At 69.2% G+C, this 19,611-nt stretch carries 21 protein-coding genes; 7 read left to right on the plus strand and 14 right to left on the minus strand.

The window, feature by feature from the left end; genetic code table 11:
- Positions 1-7: 7 nt before the first annotated feature.
- The 7 genes from ASF45_RS17050 to ASF45_RS17080 all read right to left on the minus strand — a co-directional run bounded on the left by ASF45_RS17050 (position 8) and on the right by ASF45_RS17080 (position 6,313).
- Positions 8-385: a response regulator gene (locus tag ASF45_RS17050; protein WP_056665042.1), complete on the minus strand. Its 378-nt coding sequence runs from the start codon at positions 383-385 to the stop codon at positions 8-10.
- Between the two features lie 88 nt (positions 386-473).
- On the minus strand, positions 474-2,003 hold the full coding sequence (locus ASF45_RS17055) for a PAS domain-containing sensor histidine kinase (RefSeq protein ID WP_056665046.1): 1,530 nt from the start codon (positions 2,001-2,003) through the stop codon (positions 474-476).
- 126 nt (positions 2,004-2,129) lie between these two features.
- Positions 2,130-3,074, minus strand: coding sequence for a glyoxylate/hydroxypyruvate reductase A (locus ASF45_RS17060; protein WP_056665049.1), 945 nt, complete (start codon positions 3,072-3,074; stop codon positions 2,130-2,132).
- A 2-nt stretch (positions 3,075-3,076) separates the two neighbouring features.
- Positions 3,077-3,550, minus strand: coding sequence for a type II 3-dehydroquinate dehydratase (locus ASF45_RS17065; RefSeq protein WP_056665052.1), 474 nt, complete (start codon positions 3,548-3,550; stop codon positions 3,077-3,079).
- Positions 3,551-3,558: 8 nt separating this feature from the next.
- Positions 3,559-4,173, minus strand: coding sequence for a glutathione S-transferase (locus ASF45_RS17070; RefSeq protein ID WP_056665056.1), 615 nt, complete (start codon positions 4,171-4,173; stop codon positions 3,559-3,561).
- Positions 4,174-4,175: 2 nt separating this feature from the next.
- Entirely contained in the window at positions 4,176-5,186 is a 1,011-nt protein-coding gene (locus ASF45_RS17075; RefSeq protein WP_235580948.1) for an NAD(P)H-quinone oxidoreductase, read from the minus strand.
- Positions 5,183-6,313 (minus strand): ABC transporter ATP-binding protein, encoded by a 1,131-nt coding sequence (locus tag ASF45_RS17080; RefSeq protein WP_056665226.1) that lies wholly within the window; start codon positions 6,311-6,313, stop codon positions 5,183-5,185. The genes ASF45_RS17075 and ASF45_RS17080 overlap by 4 nt, the downstream gene beginning before the upstream one ends.
- 265 nt (positions 6,314-6,578) lie before the next feature.
- Here ASF45_RS17080 and ASF45_RS17085 point away from each other — a divergent pair, with 265 nt between their 5' ends.
- The gene (locus tag ASF45_RS17085) at positions 6,579-7,829 is read left to right on the plus strand and encodes an NAD(P)/FAD-dependent oxidoreductase (protein ID WP_056665059.1); all 1,251 of its coding nucleotides are present in this window, start codon (positions 6,579-6,581) and stop codon (positions 7,827-7,829) included.
- A gap of 81 nt (positions 7,830-7,910) precedes the next feature.
- Positions 7,911-9,053 carry an alpha-hydroxy acid oxidase gene (locus ASF45_RS17090; protein WP_056665062.1) on the plus strand — a complete coding sequence of 381 codons (1,143 nt, stop codon included), beginning with the start codon at positions 7,911-7,913 and terminating at the stop codon, positions 9,051-9,053.
- On the opposite strand, the gene argE is transcribed toward ASF45_RS17090, so the two are convergent.
- The 4 genes from argE to ASF45_RS17110 all read right to left on the minus strand — a co-directional run bounded on the left by argE (position 9,054) and on the right by ASF45_RS17110 (position 12,353).
- A complete protein-coding gene (gene argE / locus ASF45_RS17095) occupies positions 9,054-10,226 on the minus strand; it encodes an acetylornithine deacetylase (RefSeq protein ID WP_056665065.1) in 1,173 nt (390 codons plus the stop codon).
- Positions 10,223-11,197, minus strand: a complete 975-nt coding sequence (locus ASF45_RS17100) for a LysR substrate-binding domain-containing protein (RefSeq protein WP_056665068.1) — start codon at positions 11,195-11,197, stop codon at positions 10,223-10,225. The genes argE and ASF45_RS17100 overlap by 4 nt, the downstream gene beginning before the upstream one ends.
- 65 nt (positions 11,198-11,262) lie before the next feature.
- A complete protein-coding gene (locus ASF45_RS17105; RefSeq protein ID WP_056665072.1) occupies positions 11,263-11,934 on the minus strand; it encodes a DUF1028 domain-containing protein in 672 nt (223 codons plus the stop codon).
- A 5-nt stretch (positions 11,935-11,939) separates the two neighbouring features.
- Complete coding sequence (locus tag ASF45_RS17110) at positions 11,940-12,353, minus strand: RidA family protein (RefSeq protein WP_056665074.1); 414 nt, start codon at positions 12,351-12,353, stop codon at positions 11,940-11,942.
- Between the two features lie 283 nt (positions 12,354-12,636).
- Between ASF45_RS17110 and ASF45_RS17115 the strand changes: the two genes are divergently transcribed.
- From ASF45_RS17115 to ASF45_RS17135, 5 genes are read left to right on the plus strand one after another with little or no spacing between them, the layout of a single operon-like run.
- A complete protein-coding gene (locus tag ASF45_RS17115) occupies positions 12,637-13,665 on the plus strand; it encodes a PotD/PotF family extracellular solute-binding protein (protein WP_056665077.1) in 1,029 nt (342 codons plus the stop codon).
- 43 nt (positions 13,666-13,708) lie between these two features.
- Positions 13,709-14,557, plus strand: coding sequence for an ABC transporter permease (locus ASF45_RS17120; protein ID WP_056665080.1), 849 nt, complete (start codon positions 13,709-13,711; stop codon positions 14,555-14,557).
- 4 nt (positions 14,558-14,561) lie between these two features.
- On the plus strand, positions 14,562-15,380 hold the full coding sequence (locus ASF45_RS17125) for an ABC transporter permease (RefSeq protein WP_056665083.1): 819 nt from the start codon (positions 14,562-14,564) through the stop codon (positions 15,378-15,380).
- Between the two features lie 24 nt (positions 15,381-15,404).
- Complete coding sequence (locus tag ASF45_RS17130; protein ID WP_056665086.1) at positions 15,405-16,190, plus strand: Asp/Glu racemase; 786 nt, start codon at positions 15,405-15,407, stop codon at positions 16,188-16,190.
- Between the two features lie 37 nt (positions 16,191-16,227).
- On the plus strand, positions 16,228-17,013 hold the full coding sequence (locus tag ASF45_RS17135; protein ID WP_056665088.1) for a transporter substrate-binding domain-containing protein: 786 nt from the start codon (positions 16,228-16,230) through the stop codon (positions 17,011-17,013).
- A gap of 15 nt (positions 17,014-17,028) precedes the next feature.
- On the opposite strand, the gene ASF45_RS17140 is transcribed toward ASF45_RS17135, so the two are convergent.
- From ASF45_RS17140 to ASF45_RS17150, 3 genes are all read right to left on the minus strand, one after another.
- Positions 17,029-17,445: a hypothetical protein gene (locus ASF45_RS17140; RefSeq protein ID WP_056665091.1), complete on the minus strand. Its 417-nt coding sequence runs from the start codon at positions 17,443-17,445 to the stop codon at positions 17,029-17,031.
- A 4-nt stretch (positions 17,446-17,449) separates the two neighbouring features.
- Positions 17,450-18,466: a 1-aminocyclopropane-1-carboxylate deaminase gene (locus ASF45_RS17145; RefSeq protein WP_056665094.1), complete on the minus strand. Its 1,017-nt coding sequence runs from the start codon at positions 18,464-18,466 to the stop codon at positions 17,450-17,452.
- Positions 18,467-18,640: 174 nt separating this feature from the next.
- Complete coding sequence (locus ASF45_RS17150; RefSeq protein ID WP_056665097.1) at positions 18,641-19,603, minus strand: LysR family transcriptional regulator; 963 nt, start codon at positions 19,601-19,603, stop codon at positions 18,641-18,643.
- Positions 19,604-19,611: the final 8 nt, after the last annotated feature.

Consider the following 19,611-nt stretch of genomic DNA (forward strand, 5'->3'; position numbering starts at 1 on the left):
GGCGTCCTCAGCTTTCGCAGAATTCGAGGAAGGCGTCGAGTTCGGTGGATTTGTCGAACACGGCGTCGGCACCGAGTGCCAGGCACTGGGCGCGGATGTCGACATCGGCGTAGTTGGTCAGCACCACGGCACGCTGGCGGCCGTTGCGCGCACGGCAGGCCTCCAGCACGCCGAGGCCCGAGCCCTCGCGCAGGAACAGGTCGATCACGGCCAGTTGCCAGCCGTCGGGATGCGCGCGCAGCCACTCGGCGGCATCGCCTTCCGATTCGGCCCAGGCCACGACGCGCATGTCCACGAGTTCTTCCAGCGCGACGATGAGGTTGTCGCGGATCAGAGCGTTGTCTTCCACCAGAAAGACCACCAGGGGAGCATCAGCACGGTCCATGCGTCGGATACTGCACGGCATCGCGCGCCGCTGGCAGCGCGCATGGTCGCGGCCACGCGTAGGACGCCGCCGGGCGCTGGCGCCGCCGTCAGCGCGGTGCCACGGCTTGGGCGATGGCCTGCGCCAGCGCTGCCTGGTCGAAGGGCTTGGCCAGCCGCACGGCCGAGAACGGCAGGCTGGGCGGCAACTCCGCGTAGCCGGTGGCCAGCACCACGGGCAGCTGCGGCCGCGCCTGCAGGGCGGCGGCGATCAGCTGCGCGCCGGTCATGCGCGGCATCACGTGGTCGGTCACCAGCAGGTCGATCGCCGGGTTCCCGTCCAGCAGGCGCAAGGCCTCGTCGCCCGAGCCGGCCTGCAGCACCGTGTGGCCCAGCTCCTCCAACAGGGCCGCGGTGTTGGTCAGCACCAGCACGTCGTCGTCCACGGCCAGCACGCGCAGCGGGCGGGTGCTGGCCAGCGTGGCGCCATCGCGGGCGGGCCCGTCCACCGGTTCGTCTCCCGCGGCAGCCGGCAGCCACAGCGTGGCCGTGGTGCCCTCGCCCGGCTGGCTTTGCAGCATGAAGCGCCCACCCGACTGGGCGGCCAGGCCGTGCACCATGGCCAGTCCCAGGCCCGTGCCCTTGCCCGCGCCCTTGGTCGTGAAAAAGGGCTCGGTCGCCCGCGCCAGCGTGGCCGCGTCCATGCCGCTGCCGCTGTCGGCCGCCACCAGGCGCACATAGCGCCCGGGCGCGAGGTGGCCGTCCACGGCCACCGTTTCTTCTTGCGCCTGCAGCAGCAGGCGGCCGCCGTCGGGCATGGCGTCGCGCGCGTTCACGGCCAGGTTCAGCAGCGCCAGCTCGAGCTGGTTGGCGTCCACGCGCACCGGGCACAGCGCCAGCGGAAACTCGGTCTGCAACTGCACCATGCTGCCCAGGCTGCGCGCCAGCAGGTCTGCCATGCCGCCAACCAACGCCGGCAGGTGCACCACGGTGGGCTTGAGGTCCTGGCGGCGCGCGAAGGCCAGCATGCGCTGCGTCAGCGCCGCGCCGCGCCGCGCGCCGCTGAGCGCGTTGTCCAGCAGCTGCGCGAGCTTGGGGTCGTCGGGCAGCCGGCGCTTGGCCAGGCTCAGGCTGGACATCACCACCATGAGCAGGTTGTTGAAGTCGTGCGCCACGCCGCCCGTGAGCTGGCCGATGGCGTCGAGCTTCTGCGACTGGAACAAGGCCTCGCGCGCCTGCTCCAGTGCCTGCTGGGCGGCACGGCGCTCGGTCAGGTCGCGCGTGACCTTGGCATAACCGATGATGGAACCGTCCTCGCCGCGGATCGGATCGATGACCACCAAGGCCCAGAAGCAACTGCCGTCGCGGCGCACGCGCCAGCCTTCGGCTTCGAAGCGGCCCTGCGTGGCGGCCGTCATGAGGGCCCGCGCCGGCAGGCCGGCGGCGCGGTCGGCCTCGGTGTAGAAATTGGAGAAGCTGCGTCCCAGGATCTGCGCTGGCGTGTAGCCCTTCAGGCGCTGCGCACCGGCGTTCCAGCTGACCACCCGGCCCTCGGGATCGAGCATGTAGATCGCGTAGTCGGTGACGGCCTCGACGAGCAACCGGTAGCGCATCTCCTCGTCAAGCTGGGCCAACTGCATTGGTGGGGGCGCTGGAGAAGTCATCGGGCAGAATGTCCCGCGCCACTATAGCCACGCCCAGGCGGGAACCGCCGCCAGGCGCAGCCGAATGCGGCGTTGTCTGACAGGCCGGTGTGCCCGCCCCTCTCAGTACCCGCGCGATCGGTCGATGCGGTTGTCCGGCGGCTCGCCGGCCGCGACGCGCAGGATGTTGGCCGCGATCTGCCGGGCCGACGAGGACGGGATGGCGACCGAGGCCAGGTGCGGCGTGATCAGCACATGGGGCATGCCCCACAACGGATCGGCGGCCGGCAGGGGTTCGCGTTCGAAGACGTCCAGCGTCGCACTGCCGATGTGGCCGCTCTGCAGCAGTGCCGTCAGCGCGGCCTGGTCGACCAGCGCGCCCCGGGCGACATTCACGAACGCGGCGCCGGGCCGCAGGCGCTCCAGGCGCGTGCGGTCGAACAGGTTCTGCGTCTGCGGCGTGAGCGGCAGCATCAGGACCACGATGTCGGCCTGGCCGAGCACCGCATCCAGCGTTTCCATGCCCGAGAAGCAGGCCACGCCCTCGATCTGGCGCGGGCTGCGCGACCAGCCCAGCGTCCTGAATCCCTGGCGCTGCAGTTCGTGGGCGGCCGTGGCGCCGAGCTGGCCCAGGCCCAGCACCGCGACCGTGGTCTCGTCGGGCGCGCGCGGGTGGCGATAGGCCCATGCGCCGCGCCGCTGCGCCTGCTCGAAGTACGGGATGTCGCGCGCATGCCGCAGCACGGCGAACAGCACGTAGCCGGCCATCATGCGCGACATCTGCGGATCGGTGATCCGGGTGATGGGAACGTCGGGGGGCAGGTCCTTGCGCGCGACCAGCGCATCGACGCCCGCCCCCAGGTTGACGATGAGCCGCAGGTTCGGCATCTGCCGGAAGAAGCCCTCGGGTGGCTTCCAGGCCATCGCGTAGTGCACGTCCTGCAGCCGTTCGACGGCGCTGGAATGCACCACCTCCAGGTCCGGGAGCTGCGCCTGCAGCGCATGCTTCCAGGTGTCGAAGTCGTCGAAATCGCTGTAGAAGACCAGGGTGCCCAGGCTTGTCCCCATCCTCAGCCGCCCGGTCGGCTCTTGCGCACCAGGCGCGCCACGGCTTCGATGGCGAATTCGTAGCCATCGCCACCCAGGCCTGCGATCACGCCGTCGGCCGCCTTGGAGATGAAGGAGTGGTGGCGGAAGGGCTCGCGCTTCCAGATGTTGCTCATGTGGGCCTCGATGATCTTGCCCGGGAAGGCCAGCAGCGCGTCGAGGATGGCGATGGAGGTGTAGGTGAGCCCGGCGGCGTTGATGACGATGCCGTCGGCCACGCCGCGTGCCTCCTGCAGCCAGTCGATCAACTGGCCTTCGTGGTTGGACTGCAGGAAGCGCAGCTGCACGCCGAGTGCAGCGGCCTTCTGCTCGCAGCGCGATTGCAGCTGCGGGAAGCTGTCGCTGCCGTAGGTCTTGTTGGCGTCCAGGCCGTAGAGGTTGGCGTTGGGGCCGTTCAGGAACCAGACCGTGAGGGGGAGCGTGGCGGTGTCGGGCATGGGTGCTCTCAAGCGTCGTGGGGAAGGGTGGCCTGCATGGCGGGCAGTTGCGCGAAGCCGGCATGCCAGCGCGCCGCGGCGGGGTGGCTGCTGCGCCAGTCCAGCTCGGGGAAGCGGAAGTCCAGGTAGCCCAGGCCGCAGCCGATGGCGATCTCGCCGATCGTCGGGGCTGCCGTGGCCAGTTCCGGCGCGGCAGCGTCGATGGCCTGCAGGCAGGCCGCGACCTTGGTCAGCAGCGCCTCGCGCCAGACCGGCCACTGCACCTCGGCAGGCCGCGCCGTCAGCTCGTAGCGCGCCAGCAGCGCGGCATCGAGCAGGCCGTCGCCCAGGGCCTGGCGTGTCAGCGCCGTCCAGCGCGCGGGGCCGGCGGCCGGGAAGATGCCGGCGCCGCCCAGGCTGTCGATGTACTCGCAGATCACGCGGCTGTCGTAGAGCGACTGGCCGTCGTCCAGGATCAGCGTGGGCACCTTGGCCAGCGGGTTGTGCGCTGCGATGCGGCCATCGCGGCGCACCGGGTGGGCGGCACTGTCCAGCCACTGGATGCGTGCGGCCTGGCCGCTCAGGTGGGCGCAGACCATGACCTTGCGCACGAAGGGCGAGGTGGGGGCATAGAGCAGCTGCATGGTCAAGGCACCAGGACGAGTTTTCCGAACACCTGGCCGCTTTCCAGCAGCCTGTGGGCCTGCGCGGCCTGCGCCAGCGGCAGGCTGGCGTGCAGGCGCGGCGCGATGCGCCCGCTGCCGACCAGCGGCAGCACATGGCGCGCCAGCGCCTGCGCCATGCGGGCCTTCTCGGCGTGGGTCTGCGGGCGCATGGTGGACGCGTGCAGGCTCAGCTGGCGCTGCATCAGCGTCAGCAGTTCCACCGTGACGGCCGAACCCTGCAGGAAGGACAGGCTCACATGCCGGCCGCCGAAGGCCATGGCCTGCAGGTTGCGGCGCACGTAGTCGCCGCCCACGATGTCCAGCACCACGTCCACGCCGCAGCCCCCGGTGAAGTCCAGGCAGGCCTGGACGAAGTCCGTGGTGGGCCAGCAGACCGCCAGGTCGGCACCCAGGGCCCGCAACGCGGCGCAACGGGCCGCGTCGCTGGCGGTCGCGATGACGGTACAGCCGGCCGCGTGCGCCATCTGCACCGCCAGCGTGCCGATGCCGCCGGCCGCGCCGTGGATGAGCACGGTCTCGCCCATGGCCAGGCGGCCCAGCTCGAACAGGTTGTGCCAGACCGTGAACAGCCCCTCGGGCAGGGCCGCGGCCTCGGCGTCGGACAGCCGGGCCGGCACCGCGAACGTGTGCGCGGCCGGGGCCACGCACCAGGGCGCGTAGCCGCCGCCCGGCACCAGCGCCATGCGCCGCTGGCCCCGCAGCGCGGGATCGGTGCCCGTGCCGCAGGCGACGACCTCGCCGCAGACCTCCAGGCCCAGCACGTCGGTGGCGCCGGGCGCGGGCTTGGCGATGCCCTGGCGCTGCATGATGTCGGGCCGGTTGATGCCGGCGGCCAGCACGCGCAGCAGCAGCTCGCCGGCGCCGGGAACGGGCACCGGGCGCTCGGCCAGCGCCAGCACGCCGGCGTCGCCGGGTTCGCGGGCGACGATGGCCTGCATGGTGGATGGCAGCACGTCGGCCATGGCGTTCATGGCCGTGGACTGAAGACGCTCACGCCTTCGTGGGCCAGTGCCAGGCCGGCCACCGAACCCACCGGCCACTGCTGCATGGCCGCCAGGCCCGGGCTGCGCACGGTGAGGATCTGGCGCGCGGTCATCGGCAGGTCCACATCGACGAAGGTGTTGATGTGGTCGCCCTGGAACACGTGGTGGACCACGGTGCCGCTCAGCACCGATGCGGGGTGCAGGTTCTCCATGCGCAGGTGCTCGGGCCGCACGTAGACGTCCAGCCGCTCGCCCTCGTGCGAGGCGTCCACCAGCCGGTCCTGCGACAGGCGGATCAGGCCCGAGCCCAGGCGCAGCTGCACATCGCCCGCGCTCTGGCCGTGGTAGTGGGCCGGCAAGATGTTCACGTCGCCCAGGAAGGACGCGACGAAGGGGTCCTGCGGGTTCTGGTAGAGCTCGGCCGGTGGCGCGATCTGGCGGATCACGCCGCCCGACATCACCGCGATGCGGTCGGACATGGCCAGCGCCTCGCCCTGGTCGTGCGTGACGAACACCGTGGTCAGGCCCAGGCGGCGCTGGATCTCGCGGATCTCCACCTGCATGGAGCCGCGCAGGCTCTTGTCCAGGGCCGAGAAGGGCTCGTCGAGCAGCAGCACCTTGGGCTGGATCACGAGCGCGCGGGCCAGCGCCACGCGTTGCTGCTGGCCGCCCGAGAGTTCGCGCGGCTTGCGGTGGCCCAGGCCGTCGAGCTTGACCATGGCCATGGCGTCGCGCACACGCCGGGCCGCCTCGTCCTGGGGCACGCCCTGCATGCGCAGGCCATAACCGATGTTGCGCTCCACCGTCATGTGCGGGAACAGCGCGTAGTTCTGGAACACCAGGCCGATCTGGCGCTTGTGCGGCGGCTCGCTGGTCACGGGCCGGCCGTCGATGAAGACCTCGCCGCGGTCGGCCTCGGCGAAGCCGGCGATCAGGTTCAGCAGCGTGGTCTTGCCGCAGCCGGACGGGCCCAGCAGGGTCAGGAATTCACCGCGCCGGATCTTCAGCGAGACCTCGTGCAGCACGGTCTGGTCGCGGTACTTCTTGACCACGCCTTCGAGGCTGACGGCCGTGTCGGCCGCGGCCGGGCCGGGCTCGGATGGGACTGGATGCATGCCGGGCACGATAAGCCAATCGGCCGCTTGCGGGCCTTTGCAGAAATTGAGGCCGCCCCTCGGAAAAAACGAAACAGACGCCTTCTCCCCAGGCCGCGGTGCACCCCCGGATGCAGGCGGCGCCGCTTCGCTTTTTCCTAAGCCTTGCGTCTGAAAAACGTGGTTCTCAAACGCAGCCCGCTTCATCAGACTCGGCCCCCATCGGTGTCTGGCGCCGGCTCGCCCGGCCGAAGCCACCAGCGTCGATGCTTCTGAGGAATACCAAATGTCAGTGGAGAAAATCAATACCCTGGTGGTCGGCGCAGGCCAGGCCGGCATCGCGATGAGCGAGCACCTGGCCGCCATGGGTGTGCCGCACCTCGTGCTGGAGCGCAAGCGCATCGCGGAGCGCTGGCGCTCGGAGCGCTGGGATTCGCTGGTGGCCAACGGCCCGGCCTGGCACGACCGTTTTCCGGGCCTGAAGTTCGAGGGCGTGTCGCCCGAGGCCTTTCCGCCCAAGGAGCGCATGGCCCAGTACTTCGAGGACTATGCGGCCATGCTCAAGGCACCCGTGCGCACCGGCGTGGAGGTGTTGCAGGTCGAGCGCCACAGCGGCCGCCCGGGTTTCAAGGTGAGCACCTCCGAAGGCGTGATCGAGGCCATGAACGTAGTGGCCGCCACCGGCCCGTTCCAGGTGCCGTCCTATCCCGCCATCGTGCCGGCCGACGCGCCCGTCGCGCAGCTGCATTCCTCGGCCTACAAGAACCCCGGCCAGCTGGCCGACGGCGCGGTGCTGGTCGTGGGCGCCGGCGCCTCGGGCTCGCAGATCGCCGAGGAGCTGCGCCAGGCCGGCCGCAAGGTCTACCTGTCGGTCGGAGAACACTACCGCCCGCCGCGCTCCTACCGTGGCCGCGACTACTGCTGGTGGCTGGGCGCGCTCGGTCTGTGGGACGAGGTGCGCATCAAGCCCAAGAAGAAGCACGTCGCCTTCGCCGTGAGCGGCTACGAGGGCGGCCGGACGGTGGACTTCCGGCGCCTGGCGCATGCCGGCATCGAACTGGTGGGCCTGACCCAGTCGTACGAGAACGGCGTGATGCGTTTCGCAGAAGGTTTGGCGAAGAACGTGGCCGAGGGCGACCAGGCCTACTTCGACGTGCTGCGCGACGCCGATGCCTACATCGCCGAGAACGGCCTGCCGCTACCGCCCGAGCCCGAGGCCTGGGAGCTGCTGGCCGACCCGCCCTGCCTGACCGAGCCCATCCTGAGCCTGGACCTGCAACAGGCCGGCATCACCACGGTGCTGTGGGCCACGGGCTTCCAGTTCGACTTCAGCTGGCTCAAGGTCAATGCCTTCCACGAGAACGGCGAGCCGTACCACAAGCGCGGCATCTCGGCGGAAAGCGGCATCTACTTCCTGGGGCTGCCGAACCTCGTGAACCGCGCCTCGTCGTTCATCTACGGCGTCTGGCACGACGCCAAGTACATCGCCGACCACATTCTTCTGCAGCAGGGCTATCTGTCCTACGAGAAGAGCTGATCGCGCCGCAGGCGTGCGGCAGGGGCCGCCGGATCGCGACGATCCGGCGGCCCTTTTCATTTTTTTCAGGAGAGCGAGCCCATGCCCGAGATCACCTGCATCGAGGACCTGCGCGTCCTGGCCAGGAAGCGCGTGCCGCGCATGTTCTACGACTACGTGGACACCGGTTCGTGGACCGAATACACCTACCGCAAGAACGAGGCAGACCTGCGCAGCATCGAGTTCCGCCAGCGCGTGGCCGTCGACATCACCGAGCGGAGCACCGCCAGCACCATGGTGGGCCAGCCGGTGCGCATGCCGGTGGCCATCGCACCGACCGGACTCACGGGCATGCAGCATGCCGACGGCGAGATCCTGGCCGCGCGCGCGGCACAGCGCTTCGGCATCCCGTTCACGCTGTCGACCATGAGCATCTGCCCGATCGAGGCCGTGGCCGAGGCCACGGGGCGCCACCCGTTCTGGTTCCAGCTCTACGTGCTGCGCGACCGCAGCTTCGTCGAAGGCCTGATCGACCGGGCGCGCGCCGCCGGTTGCTCGGCCCTCGTCGTGACCATGGACCTGCAGGTCTTCGGCCAACGCCACAAGGACAAGAAGAACGGCCTGTCCACGCCACCCAGGCCGACGCTGCGCAACCTCGTCGACCTGGCCGGCAAGCCACGCTGGTGCTGGAACATGCTGGGCACGCGGCACCGGCACTTCGGCAACATCGTCGGCCACGCCAAGGGCGTGGAGAACATCGGCTCGCTGGTGGAGTGGACGCGCGAGCAGTTCGACCCGCGACTGTCGTGGCAGGACGTGGAATGGATCAAGCAACGCTGGGGCGGCAAGCTCATCGTCAAGGGCATCCAGGAGCCCGAGGACGCGCGGCTGGCCGTGGCCGCCGGTGCCGACGCCATCGTGGTCTCCAACCACGGCGGACGCCAGCTGGACGGCGCCTCCTCGTCCATCGCCATGCTGCCGCACATCGTCGAGGCCGTCGGCGCGCAGGTGGAGGTGCACATGGACGGCGGCATCCGCTCGGGCCAGGACGTGCTCAAGGCCATCGCGCTCGGCGCGCGCGGCACCTACATCGGCCGCGCCATGCTGTACGGCCTGGGTGCGCTGGGCGAGGCCGGTGTCGCCAAGGCGCTGGAGATCCTCCACACCGAACTCGATCTGTCGATGGCCTTCTGCGGCCGCACCGACATCCGCGCCGTGGACCGCAGCATCCTGCGGCTCGGTTGATCAGCGGCAGAGGTGGTCGACGAGGCCGGCCAGCATGCGGTCGCAGGCCTGCAGCTGCGACAGCTCGACATACTCGTCGGCCTTGTGCGCCACCGTGATGCTGCCGGGGCCGCAGACCAGCACGGTCGTCTGCTGCCAGCTCTGCTGGAACAGGCCGCCCTCGCTGCCGTAGTCGACCCGGGTGGTGGGCGTGCCGGCGGGCAGCAGCGCGCGCAGCAGGCCGACGGCCGGCGCGTCCTCCGGCGTGGCCAGGCTGGGGTAGCTGTTGCGCAGCGTGACCTCGGGCAGCGGCGCGTCGGCATGCTGGGCCTCGCGCTGCACGCGCGCGGCCAGGCGCTGCAGGATGCGCTCGAGGATCTGCGCGGGCTGGTCCTGCGCGACGTTGCGGATCTCGAAGCTGAGCTCGCATTCGCTGGGCACGATGTTCAGCGCGCGTCCGCCCGCGATGGTGCCCACGTGCACGGTGGAGTACGGCACGCCGTAGCCTTCCTCGCGCGGGCCGGTCGCGGCCAGTTCGCGCTGCACCTCGCGCGCCGAGGCCACGAGGTCGCTGGCCATGTGGATGGCGTTGACGAACTGCGGCGCCAGGCCCGAATGGCCGGCCTGGCCGCAGCAGACCGCGCGGTAGGCGGCCTTGCCCTTGTGGCCGGTGCCGATGCGCATCAGCGTGGGCTCGCCGACGATGCACAGCGTGGGCGCGGGCAGATGGCCTTCGAGCCGGCGCAGCAGGTGGCGCACGCCGACGCAGCCGATCTCCTCGTCGAAGGACAGTGCCAGCTGCAGCGGGCGTTGCAGAGGCCGGCCGGCCGCCGCCACCATCGCCATGACCGCGCAGGCGACGAAGCCCTTCATGTCGGCCGTGCCGCGCCCGTAGATGCGGCCGTCCCGGTGCGTGGCCTCGAAGGGTGGCGAGGTCCAGGGCTGGCCTTCCACGGGCACCACGTCGGTGTGGCCGGACAGCAGCACGCCCGGCACGCCCTCGGGGCCGACCGAGGCGAACAGGTTGGTGCGGCGCGGGTCCTCGGGATCCGGCGCGCGCGTGGAGGCGATGCCGGCTGCGGCCAGGATGTCCTGCACCGTGGCGATGAGCCCGTCGTTGGGCTGCAGCGAGACCGAGGGAAAGGCGATCAACGTCTCCAACAGGGCGACGCTGGCAGAGGCGGCAGGGGTCATGGCTGTTGCGCCGCTGGCGCTACCAGATGGGGGTCGAAGAAGCTGGCCGCGCTCATGCCCGGGATGTACTGGTCGGAGATGTAGGCGCGGCAGCGGTCCATGAAGGCCTGGGTCAGCCGGGACTGCTTCACGGGCTTGTACGTCGCCAGCCCCAGCAGCATGGGCCGGTGCTTGCCGGCCAGGCGCAGGCGCACCAGGCGCTTGCCGTCCAGCGACAGGTTGGACTTGGGCCGCACGTTGAACAGCGCATAGCCGATGCCGTTGGCCGCCATGGAGCGCACCACCTCTTCCGAGCGCGAGCGCGCCACGATGTTGGGCGTCACGCCGGCGCTGGCGAACAGCGAGGTGAAGTAGTCCCGGCTCATGGGCAGGTCCAGCAGCACGAAGGGTTGCGGCGCGAGTTCCTCGAAGGTGACGGCCTTCTGCTGCGCCAGCGGATGCAGCTCGCTCACGAGCACGTAGGGCGGCAGCGTGGCCAGGCTCTCGAAGGCGATGTCGTCGTCCAGCCGCAGGTCGTAGGTCAGGGCCAGGTCGATCTCGAGCGCACGCAGCTTGTGCATGAGGACTTCCTGGTCGCCCTCCACCATCTGCATCTCGACCTTCTCGAACGCGCGCGCGAAGCCGAAGATGACCTCCGGCGCGATCATGGCCGTCAGCGACTGGAAGCTGCCCACGCGCAGCGCGCCCTGCATCACGTCGCCGGAGTCCGACGCGATCTCGTACAGGCGCGAGGAGCGTTCGAGCACGTCCTGGCACTGGTTCAACACCAGGGTGCCGATGGCCGTCAGCCCCAGCCCCTTGGAGGGATGGCGCACGAACAGCTGCACGCTGAGTTCGCTCTCGATGTGGGCGATGGCCGCGGAGATCGAGGGCGACGAGATGTGGATCTGCGCGGAGGCCGCGGCGATGCTGCCGTGCTTGGCCGTCGCGACGAAGTACTCCATCTGGCGCAGGGAAACGCGGTTGAGCATGTCGGTACAGAAGGGCGCGTCGGGGCGGCGCGGGATGGCAACGGGCCAGTGTAGCGACGCGCTTCTCAGAGGTCTCCCGGCACGCCAAAGCTGGGCGCGGCGCGCGGGTCCAGCGCACGCGTGATGTAGGCCGGCATCTGCGGCTCGTAGAGCTTCCAGGTGGCGTACAGCGCCTGCACCGGGTCGGCCTCGACCCAGTCCAGCCGCAGGTCGACGACGGGCCAGCTCTGTGCGCCATAGACCAGCAGGCCGGCCGAATGCACGGGCCCTTCCTCGCCACCGGCCGCCTGGCCGGCCAGCATGGCCTGCATCAGGCGCTCGGCCAGCCCACCCCCGGCCTGCTCGAACGCGACGAGCATGGCCGCCGGCACCTCGTGGCTGCGCAGCATGTTGCCGGCGCAGGCCGCATGCGTGCCGACCGCGCTTGCCAGCGTGCCCAGCGCGTTGGCCCCCGTGAACACCACCGGCGGGTGGTGCGCGTCGATCGCCATGAGCTGGCGGTAGTCGATGAAGGGGCGCTGCCGCAGCGCGGCCACGGCCTGCTCGGGCGTCTTGCCGGCGGCCATCAGATCGAGCAGCAGCGGGCCCAGTTCGGGATCGGTGATGTTCTGGCTGGCGGCCGCGCCCACGCCCTGGCGGCCGCGCACGCAGCGCGCCGCCACGGCGGGCGAGGACGAGGCCACGGCCGCACCGAACTGCCCGGTGGCGGGGCAGCGCGCAACGATGGAGAAGGTCATGGCGCTCAATCAGGAATGACGGCCGTTGCGTCGATCTCCACCAGCCACTCGGGCCTGGCCAGGGCCGAGACCACGATGCCGGTGGACACCGGGAACACGCCCTTGAGCCAGCGGCCGACCACGAGGTAGACGGCTTCGCGGTAGCGCGGGTCGATGAGGTAGATGGTGATCTTGCAGATGTCCTGCAGCTCGCCGCCGGCTTCCTTGAGCAGCATGGCGATGTTGGCCATGGCCTGCTCGGCCTGCCCGGCCACATCGCCGATGCACACGCTCTCGGAGGTGTCCAGGTTCTGGCCGATCTGCCCGCGCAGGAACACGGTGCTGCCCCGCGCGACGACGGCCTGGCAGAGGTCGTTGTCCAGCTTCTGCTCGGGGTAGGTGAGCTTGGTGTTGAACGGGCGGATGCGGGTGTGCTTCATGGTCGGCTGCAGGGCTGGTGACGGAAGACGCCGATGGCGTCGAAAACGGCATGGTCATCGCTGCCTGCCCTTGGCGCCATTTGTTTTTTCCGGCCGCCCGTTTAGGAATTTCCGAGCGGTGTGCGCGCCGCCCCCTCGGAAAATTTGAGGCACCTCTACGTAAAAGGCGACTTGGCCGAGCGCGCCGGCATTCCCATGATCCGGTCCGTGATGCGGGGACCGCTGCGGTCCCCAGGCATTCCAGTACCGGCAGATGTTCAACTTTTTCGATTGAGGTCAATCCATGATTCGCAAGCTTCTGACTCTGTGTGCGCTCTCGGCCACGCTGGGTGGCACCACCGCCTGGGCACAGGACAACGCGCTCGTGGTGAGCACCTGGGGCGGCAGCTTCCGCGACCTCATCGACGAGAACATCGGCAAGGAGTTCACCCGCCAGACCGGCGTGCCTGTGAAGTACGTGACGGGCGGCACCATCGACCGCCTGAACAAGGCCAAGCTGGCCTCCAAGCCCGAGAGCGACATCACCTTCACGACCTCGCACGTCGGCTGGCTCTACGTGAGCAGCAACCTGTTCGAGCAGATCGACACGGCCAAGATCCCGAACTACGCCCACCTGGTGGAGCGCGCCAAGATCAGCCCGTTCCACATCGGCAGCTGGGCCTACGTCTACTCCATCGGCTACCGCCCGGACCTGGTGCCCGCGAGCATCAAGCTGGAGAGCTGGAACGACCTGTGGAACCCGGCGCTCAAGGGCAAGCTCAGCGCGCCCGACTTCGACCCCAGCCACATCATCGCGGTGTCGGCCATGCTGTCGGGCGGCGATGCCGCGAGCTGGGAGAAGGGCCAGGACAAGCTCAAGGCGCTCAAGCCCAACTTCAAGGCCTTCTACACCAACGACGCCAACGCGCAGCAGCTGATCGCCACGGGCGAGACGCCGGTGGAGGTGATCCTGTCGATGAACGCGTACCACATGGCCAGCCAGGGCGTGCCGATCAAGGTCGTGATGCCCAAGGAAGGCGCCGTGCTGGGCGTGGACACCATGGCCATCATGAAGGGCACGACCAAGGCCGACCTGGCCTACAAGTTCCTGAACATCGCGCTGTCGGCCGACGTGCAGTCCAGGATCGTCGCCTCCAAGAAGGCCAGCCCGGTCGTCAGCAATGCCAAGGTGTCGGCCGAGGACGCCAAGCTGCCCGGCGTGTTCACGACCAAGGAGCAGTGGGACACGCAGACCATCGTGATCGACAACAAGCTGCGTGCCGAGAAGACCGCCGAATGGCGCAAGTGGTTCACCGAAAACATCATGAACTGATCTCCCCACGAGATCGAGCAACTGGGTTTCGAGAAGGGTGGGCATGCGTTCCGATCTACGCGCCTGGCTGGTGTCTCCGGCCGTCATCGTTGCGGTGTGCATCGCCGTGTCCCTGCTGGCCGTGCTGCAGTTCAGCTTCCGGGCCTTCGTGCCGGGTTCGCTGGACGTGGGCGGCTTCACGCTGGAGAACTTCAGCGGGCTGACCAAGTCGATCTACCTCACCGCGTTCGCCAACACCTTGCTGTTGAGCGTGGAGACGACGGTGTTCTCGCTGCTGGTGGCCTACCCGCTGGCCTATGCGCTGGTGCGCGTGCGCCACCGGGCGCTCAAGTCCTTCATCCTGGTGGTGTCCATCACGCCGCTGTTCCTGGGCGAGATCGTGCGCACCTACTCGTGGATCGCGGTGCTCGGCAGCAATGGCTTCATCAACGGTCTGCTGCGCCAGCTCGGTGTGATCGAGTGGCCGCTCGAACTCATGTTCACGCACCTGGGCGTGCTGGTGGCACTCGTGCACGTGACCATTCCGGTGGTGGTGCTGATGCTGGCCACGGCCATCTCGCACATCGACCGCGACTACGAGAAGGCCGCGCAAAGCCTGGGCGCGGGCCCTGTCAAGACCTTCCTGACGGTCACGTTGCCGCTGTCCATGCCCGGCATCCTGGCCAGCATCACCACCGCCTTCGCCTGGACCTTCAGCGCCTTCGCCACGCCGCAGATGATCGGCGGCGGCCGCGTGCCGACCGTGTCCACGCTGGTCTACCAGCTCGGCTTCTCGTCGATGAACTTCCCGCTGGCCGCGAGCCTGAGCGTGGTCGGCCTGCTGCTGACCGCCGCCGCGCTGCTGGCGCTGGCGCAGCTGACCAAACGGCTGAAGACCATCGGCGGCCACTGACACCATGAAGATCCAAAGCGCCCTGCCCTTGCCGCTGCGCATCGCCGGCCCCGTGCTGATCGCCATGCTGCTGGCCTTCGTGCTGCTGCCGGTGGTGGTGGTCACCATCGCCGCCTTCAACGAGAAGGCCATCCTCACGTTCCCGCCCGAGTCGTACTCGCTCAAATGGTTCACGCGGGTGTTCAGCTACCCGGACTTCCAGCACGGCTTCCAGGCCAGCCTGGTCATCACCGGCTGGTCGTCGTTCCTGGCACTGGTGATCGGCACGGGCCTGTCGATCGCCGTGAAGCGGCTGGAGTTCAAGGGCAAGGAGACGCTGCTGGCCATCCTGCATTCACCGCTGGTCGTGCCGCACTTCACGCTGGGGCTGGGGTTGCTGATCCTGGTGTCGCAGGCCTCGGTGCAGCGCGGCTACGGCATCGCCATCCTGTGCCATGTGATGCTGGTGCTGCCCTTCGTGATGCGCAGCGTCTACGTGTCGATGGAGAACCTGGACGAACGTCTGGAGCAGGCCGCGGCCAGCCTGGGCGCCTCGCCGCGCAAGGTGCTGCTGACCGTGACGGTGCCGCTGCTGGCGCCCGGGCTGTTCGGCGGCTGGCTGTTCGCGGCCATCATGTCGTTCAGCGAGTTCACGGCCTCGCTGTTCGTGACCACGCAGGACACGCAGACGCTGCCGGTGGCCATGTACAACTACGTGCGCGAGTTCGCCGACCCGACGCTGGCGGCGCTGTCGGTGGTCTACATCGCGGTGACGGCCAGCGTGCTGGCCTTCGCGAACTACTTCCTGGGCCTCGGGAAGATCCTCAACATCGAGGAGCACTGAGCTGCCTTCGACCTGTCGAAACCTATGCACCCCCACACTCCTGTCCAACCGGTCTTCCGCTACGACGGCTCAGGCCACCTCTGCAAGCTCGGCCTGATCTACATCGCCTCCAGCATCGTGATGGATGCCGAGTGGTCGGCGATGGCCGCGCCGGGTGTCTCCGTGCACACGACACGGATCAAGCTGCCCAAGGTCACGGTGGAGGGCATCGAGGAGATGATGAACTCCCCGGAGCTGGCCCAGTCGGCCCGGTTGGTCGGCTCCGCACCGATCGACCTGATGTGCTTCGGGGGAACGAGCGCATCGTTCCTGCATGGCACGGCCTACGACCACGCCCTCATCGCGAAGATGCAGCAGTGGGTGCCCGGCGTGCGCGTCAACACCGCGTCCACCGCGACGCTGGCGGCCTTGAAGGAGGTGCGGGCGGGCAAGGTGGCACTGGCTTCGCCCTATGTGGATGCCGTCCATGCCAAGGCCATCCGCTTCCTGGAAGAGAACGGCCACCAGGTCGTCAAGCATGCCAACCTGCGCATCGACGAGGACCGCGCGCTGGCGGAGGTACCGCTCGAGAAGGTCTACGACCTGGTGCGCGCGGTGGACCATCCCGAGGCCAGCGCCATCTTCATCAGCTGCACCAACTTTCGCTCGGTCGGGGCGATCGAGGCGCTCGAACAGGCGTTGGGCAAGCCGGTGATCTCGGCCGTGCAGGCCTCGTTCTGGCACTGCCTGGAGACGCTGCAGGTCGCCGGCGCGCGTCCAGGCTATGGCCAGCTGTTCGCCAAGCGGCTGGCCGACTGTTCCGGCCTCTGAACATCCCCCGTTTTCCCCACTGCACCGGAGTTCCGCCATGCCCCTTCTTCGCCGCACCATCGTCTGCGCCGCATGCGTTTTGACCAGCATGGGCGCGCTCGCCCAGAACGCGCTGGATGACATCGTCAAGGCCGGCGTGATCCGCGCCGCGGTGCCGACCGACTATCCGCCCTACGGTTTTGTCGGCGTCGACATGAAGCCCCAGGGCCTGGACGTGGACATGGCCAACTACATCGCCGCCAAGCTGGGCGTGCGCGCCGAGCTGGTGCCGGTGACCAGCACCAACCGCGTGCCCTACCTGCAGACCCGCAAGGTCGACATCGTGGTCTCCACGCTGGCGCGCAATGCGGAGCGCGAAAAGGTCGTGGACTTCACGAGCGCCGCGTACTCGCCCTTCGTCAGCGGCATCTACGCGCCCAAGTCCGTCACGATCAAGAGCTTTGCCGACCTCGACGGCAAGTCGGTGGCCGTGACGCGCGGCACGATCGAGGACCAGGAGCTGACCAAGGTCGCGCCCCAGGGCACCACGCTGATGCGTTTCGAGGACCATGCAGCGACCATCGCCGCGCTGGGCTCCGGCCAGGTTCCGGCGGTCGGCAGCAGCCAGCCGGCGGTGTCCAGGCTCATGCAGACGCAGCCGCAGCTCGGGCTCGAGTACAAGCTCCTGCTGAGCCAGAGCCCGAACTTCATCGGGATCCCGAAGGGCGAGGAGAAGCTGCGCACCAGGATCAACGACATCGTGACCGAGGCCCGCAAGTCCGGCGAAGCGGACCGTCTCTCCAACAAGTGGCTCGGCCGCCCGACCGGCGACATTCCGCTCTGAAAGGCCGGTGGCCGCTCAGTCCACCGCCAGCGTGAGCCAGCGCCCTGTACCGGACTGCGCCAGCTGCCAGGCCGCCAGCGCAATGGCTGCGGGCTGCAGCGCCTCCTCGCCCCACAGCCCCAGGTAGGCGCGGCCCGCGGGCACGAACGCACGCAGCGATTCGGCCTGCGCGCGACCGCCCTCGGTGATGCACAGCACCGGGCCGGGCACGCGGGCGATCCAGCATTCCAGCGGGCTGTCCACGCGCTGGCGCAGGCCACGCCGCCAGTGGGTCTCGCAGGCCACGCTGGCCTCCAGCTGCGCCGCGCCTTCGTCCAGGTCGCGCAGCACCACGGCAAGCCCGTGTTCGCGCTCGAAGGCTGCGGCAGCCGACTGCGCGGCGGCCAGCACGCCGCGCGTGCAAACCCATTGCATGGCGGGCGGGCGCCGCATGGCTTCAGCCGTTGCGGAAGAGGTAGCTGTAGGCGCTCAGCGCCGGCACGCCGCCGAGGTGGGCGTACAGCACGCGCGAGCCGGATGGGAACTCGCGCTGGCGCACCATCTCGATCATGCCGTGCATGGACTTGCCCTCGTACACCGGGTCGGTCAGCATGCCTTCCTGGCGCGCGCACAGGCGGATGGCTTCCAGCGTGCCTTCGCTGGGCAGGCCGTACTCCGGGCCGCCGAAGCGCGTGTCGAGCACGATGTCCTTGGCGGTGATGTCGCGGCCCAGTTCCACGAGGTTGGCGGTGTTCTTGGCGATGCGCAGAACCTGGTCGAAAGTCTGCTGCGGCTTGGCCGAGGCGTCGATGCCGATCACGCGGTCGGCCCGGCCGTCGGCCGCGAAGCCCACCACCATGCCGGCCTGCGTGCTGCCCGTGACCGAGCAGACCACGATGTAGTCGAACTTGAAACCCAGCTCTGCCTCCTGCTGGCGCACCTCTTCGGCGAAGCCGACGAAGCCCAGGCCGCCCCTGGGATGCTCGGAGCAGCCGGCCGGGATCGGGAAGGGCTTGCCGCCGGCGCGGCGCACGCTGTCCATGGCCTCTTCCCAGCTCTTGCGGATGCCGATGTCGAAGCCCGAGGCGTCCAGCCGCACGTCCGCGCCCATGATGCGCGACAGCTCGATGTTGCCCACGCGGTCGTACACGGCGTCGGCGTAGTTGACCCAGTTCTCCTGGACCAGCACGCATTGCATGCCCAGGTGCGCGGCCACGGCGGCGACCTGGCGCGTCTGGTTGGACTGGATGCCGCCGATGGACACCAGCGTGTCGTAGCCGCCCTCGATCGCCTCGGGGATCAGGTACTCGAGCTTGCGCGTCTTGTTGCCGCCGAAGGCCAGGCCGCTGTTGCAGTCCTCGCGCTTGGCGTAGAGCTGCACCTCGCCGCCCAGGTGGGCGCTCAGGCGCTTGAGCGGCTGGATGGGAGTGGGGCCGAAGGTCAGCGGATGGCGGGGAAACTTCTGCAGGTTCATGGAGGCTCCTGGTGGGCGGGGTGGTCGATGGCCCAAAGCATAGGAGGCATGCCACGAAACAGGGTTGCAAAATCAGGAGGTATCAGACCACTCGAATTTCTGTTATTCGCAATGATTCAACGCATGTGTGCGTACTTTCTTTCATGTACGCAACAAAATTCCATCTCAAGAATGTCAGCCCTTGGCACCCCTGCCGTTGCCCGCCAACCGGCCGCTGCCGCGCGGCGCGGCCAGCTGCGCGATCAGGAAATCGCGGAACACGCGCACGAGCTCGGGATGCGTGCGCTCGGGCCGCATCTGCACCTCGATGTCGCGCCCGCTCAGCGTGCGGTCGCGGATCGGCACGGCGCTGAGGCCCTCCTCGGCCAACAGGCCGCGCACCGAGATTTCGCTGGCCAGCGTGACCGCATCGCGCAGCCGCACGAAGCGCAGCAGCGCGCCGACGTAGTTGCTCGTGAACACCGTGTCCACCGAGACGCGCTGCTTGATGCAGGCGATGTCGAACAGCTGGCGCAGCGTGGTGTCGGTGCCCGGCAGTGCCATCGGGTGACCCTGCAGCTGCGCCAGCGTCACCTGCTTGAGCTGGGCGAGCGGGTGGCCCGTGCGCATCACGGCCATGCCGGGGGCAGGCTGGCGGTGCGCGACCTTCACGTCGGTGTAGCCCACGCGGCTGTAGCTGAACACGACGCCGATGTCGCAGGCCGCCTGGCGCACGCGCTGCGTGACCTCGGCCGGCGCCACCACGCCCAGGTGCACGGAGACACCACGGTGCCGGGCCAGGAACTCGTCGATCAGCGTGGGCAGGAACTGCAGCGCGAAGCCCTCCGAACTCGCGATGCGCACATGGCCGCTGCCCAGGCCCTGCAGCGCCTGCATGCTGGCAACGATGCGCTCGGCGTCGGCCCCGGACTTGCGCGCATGCTCGGCCAGCAGTTCGCCGGCCGGGCTCAGCGTCATGCCGCGCGGGCGGCGCTCGAACAGGGCCAGGCCCAGCGCCTCTTCGAGCCCCGCGATCTGCCGGCTCACGGCCGAGCCGGCCACGTTGACGCGCAAGGCGGCCTCGCTGATCGAACCGCAGCGCACCACCTCGAGAAAGTAGCGCAGGGCGGTGCTCTGGAGTCGGTGCGACAAGGCCATGGCGGGGT

The sequence above is a fragment of the Pseudorhodoferax sp. Leaf265 genome, from assembly GCF_001422365.1.
In the GTDB taxonomy this organism is placed as follows: Bacteria; Pseudomonadota; Gammaproteobacteria; order Burkholderiales; family Burkholderiaceae_C; genus Pseudorhodoferax.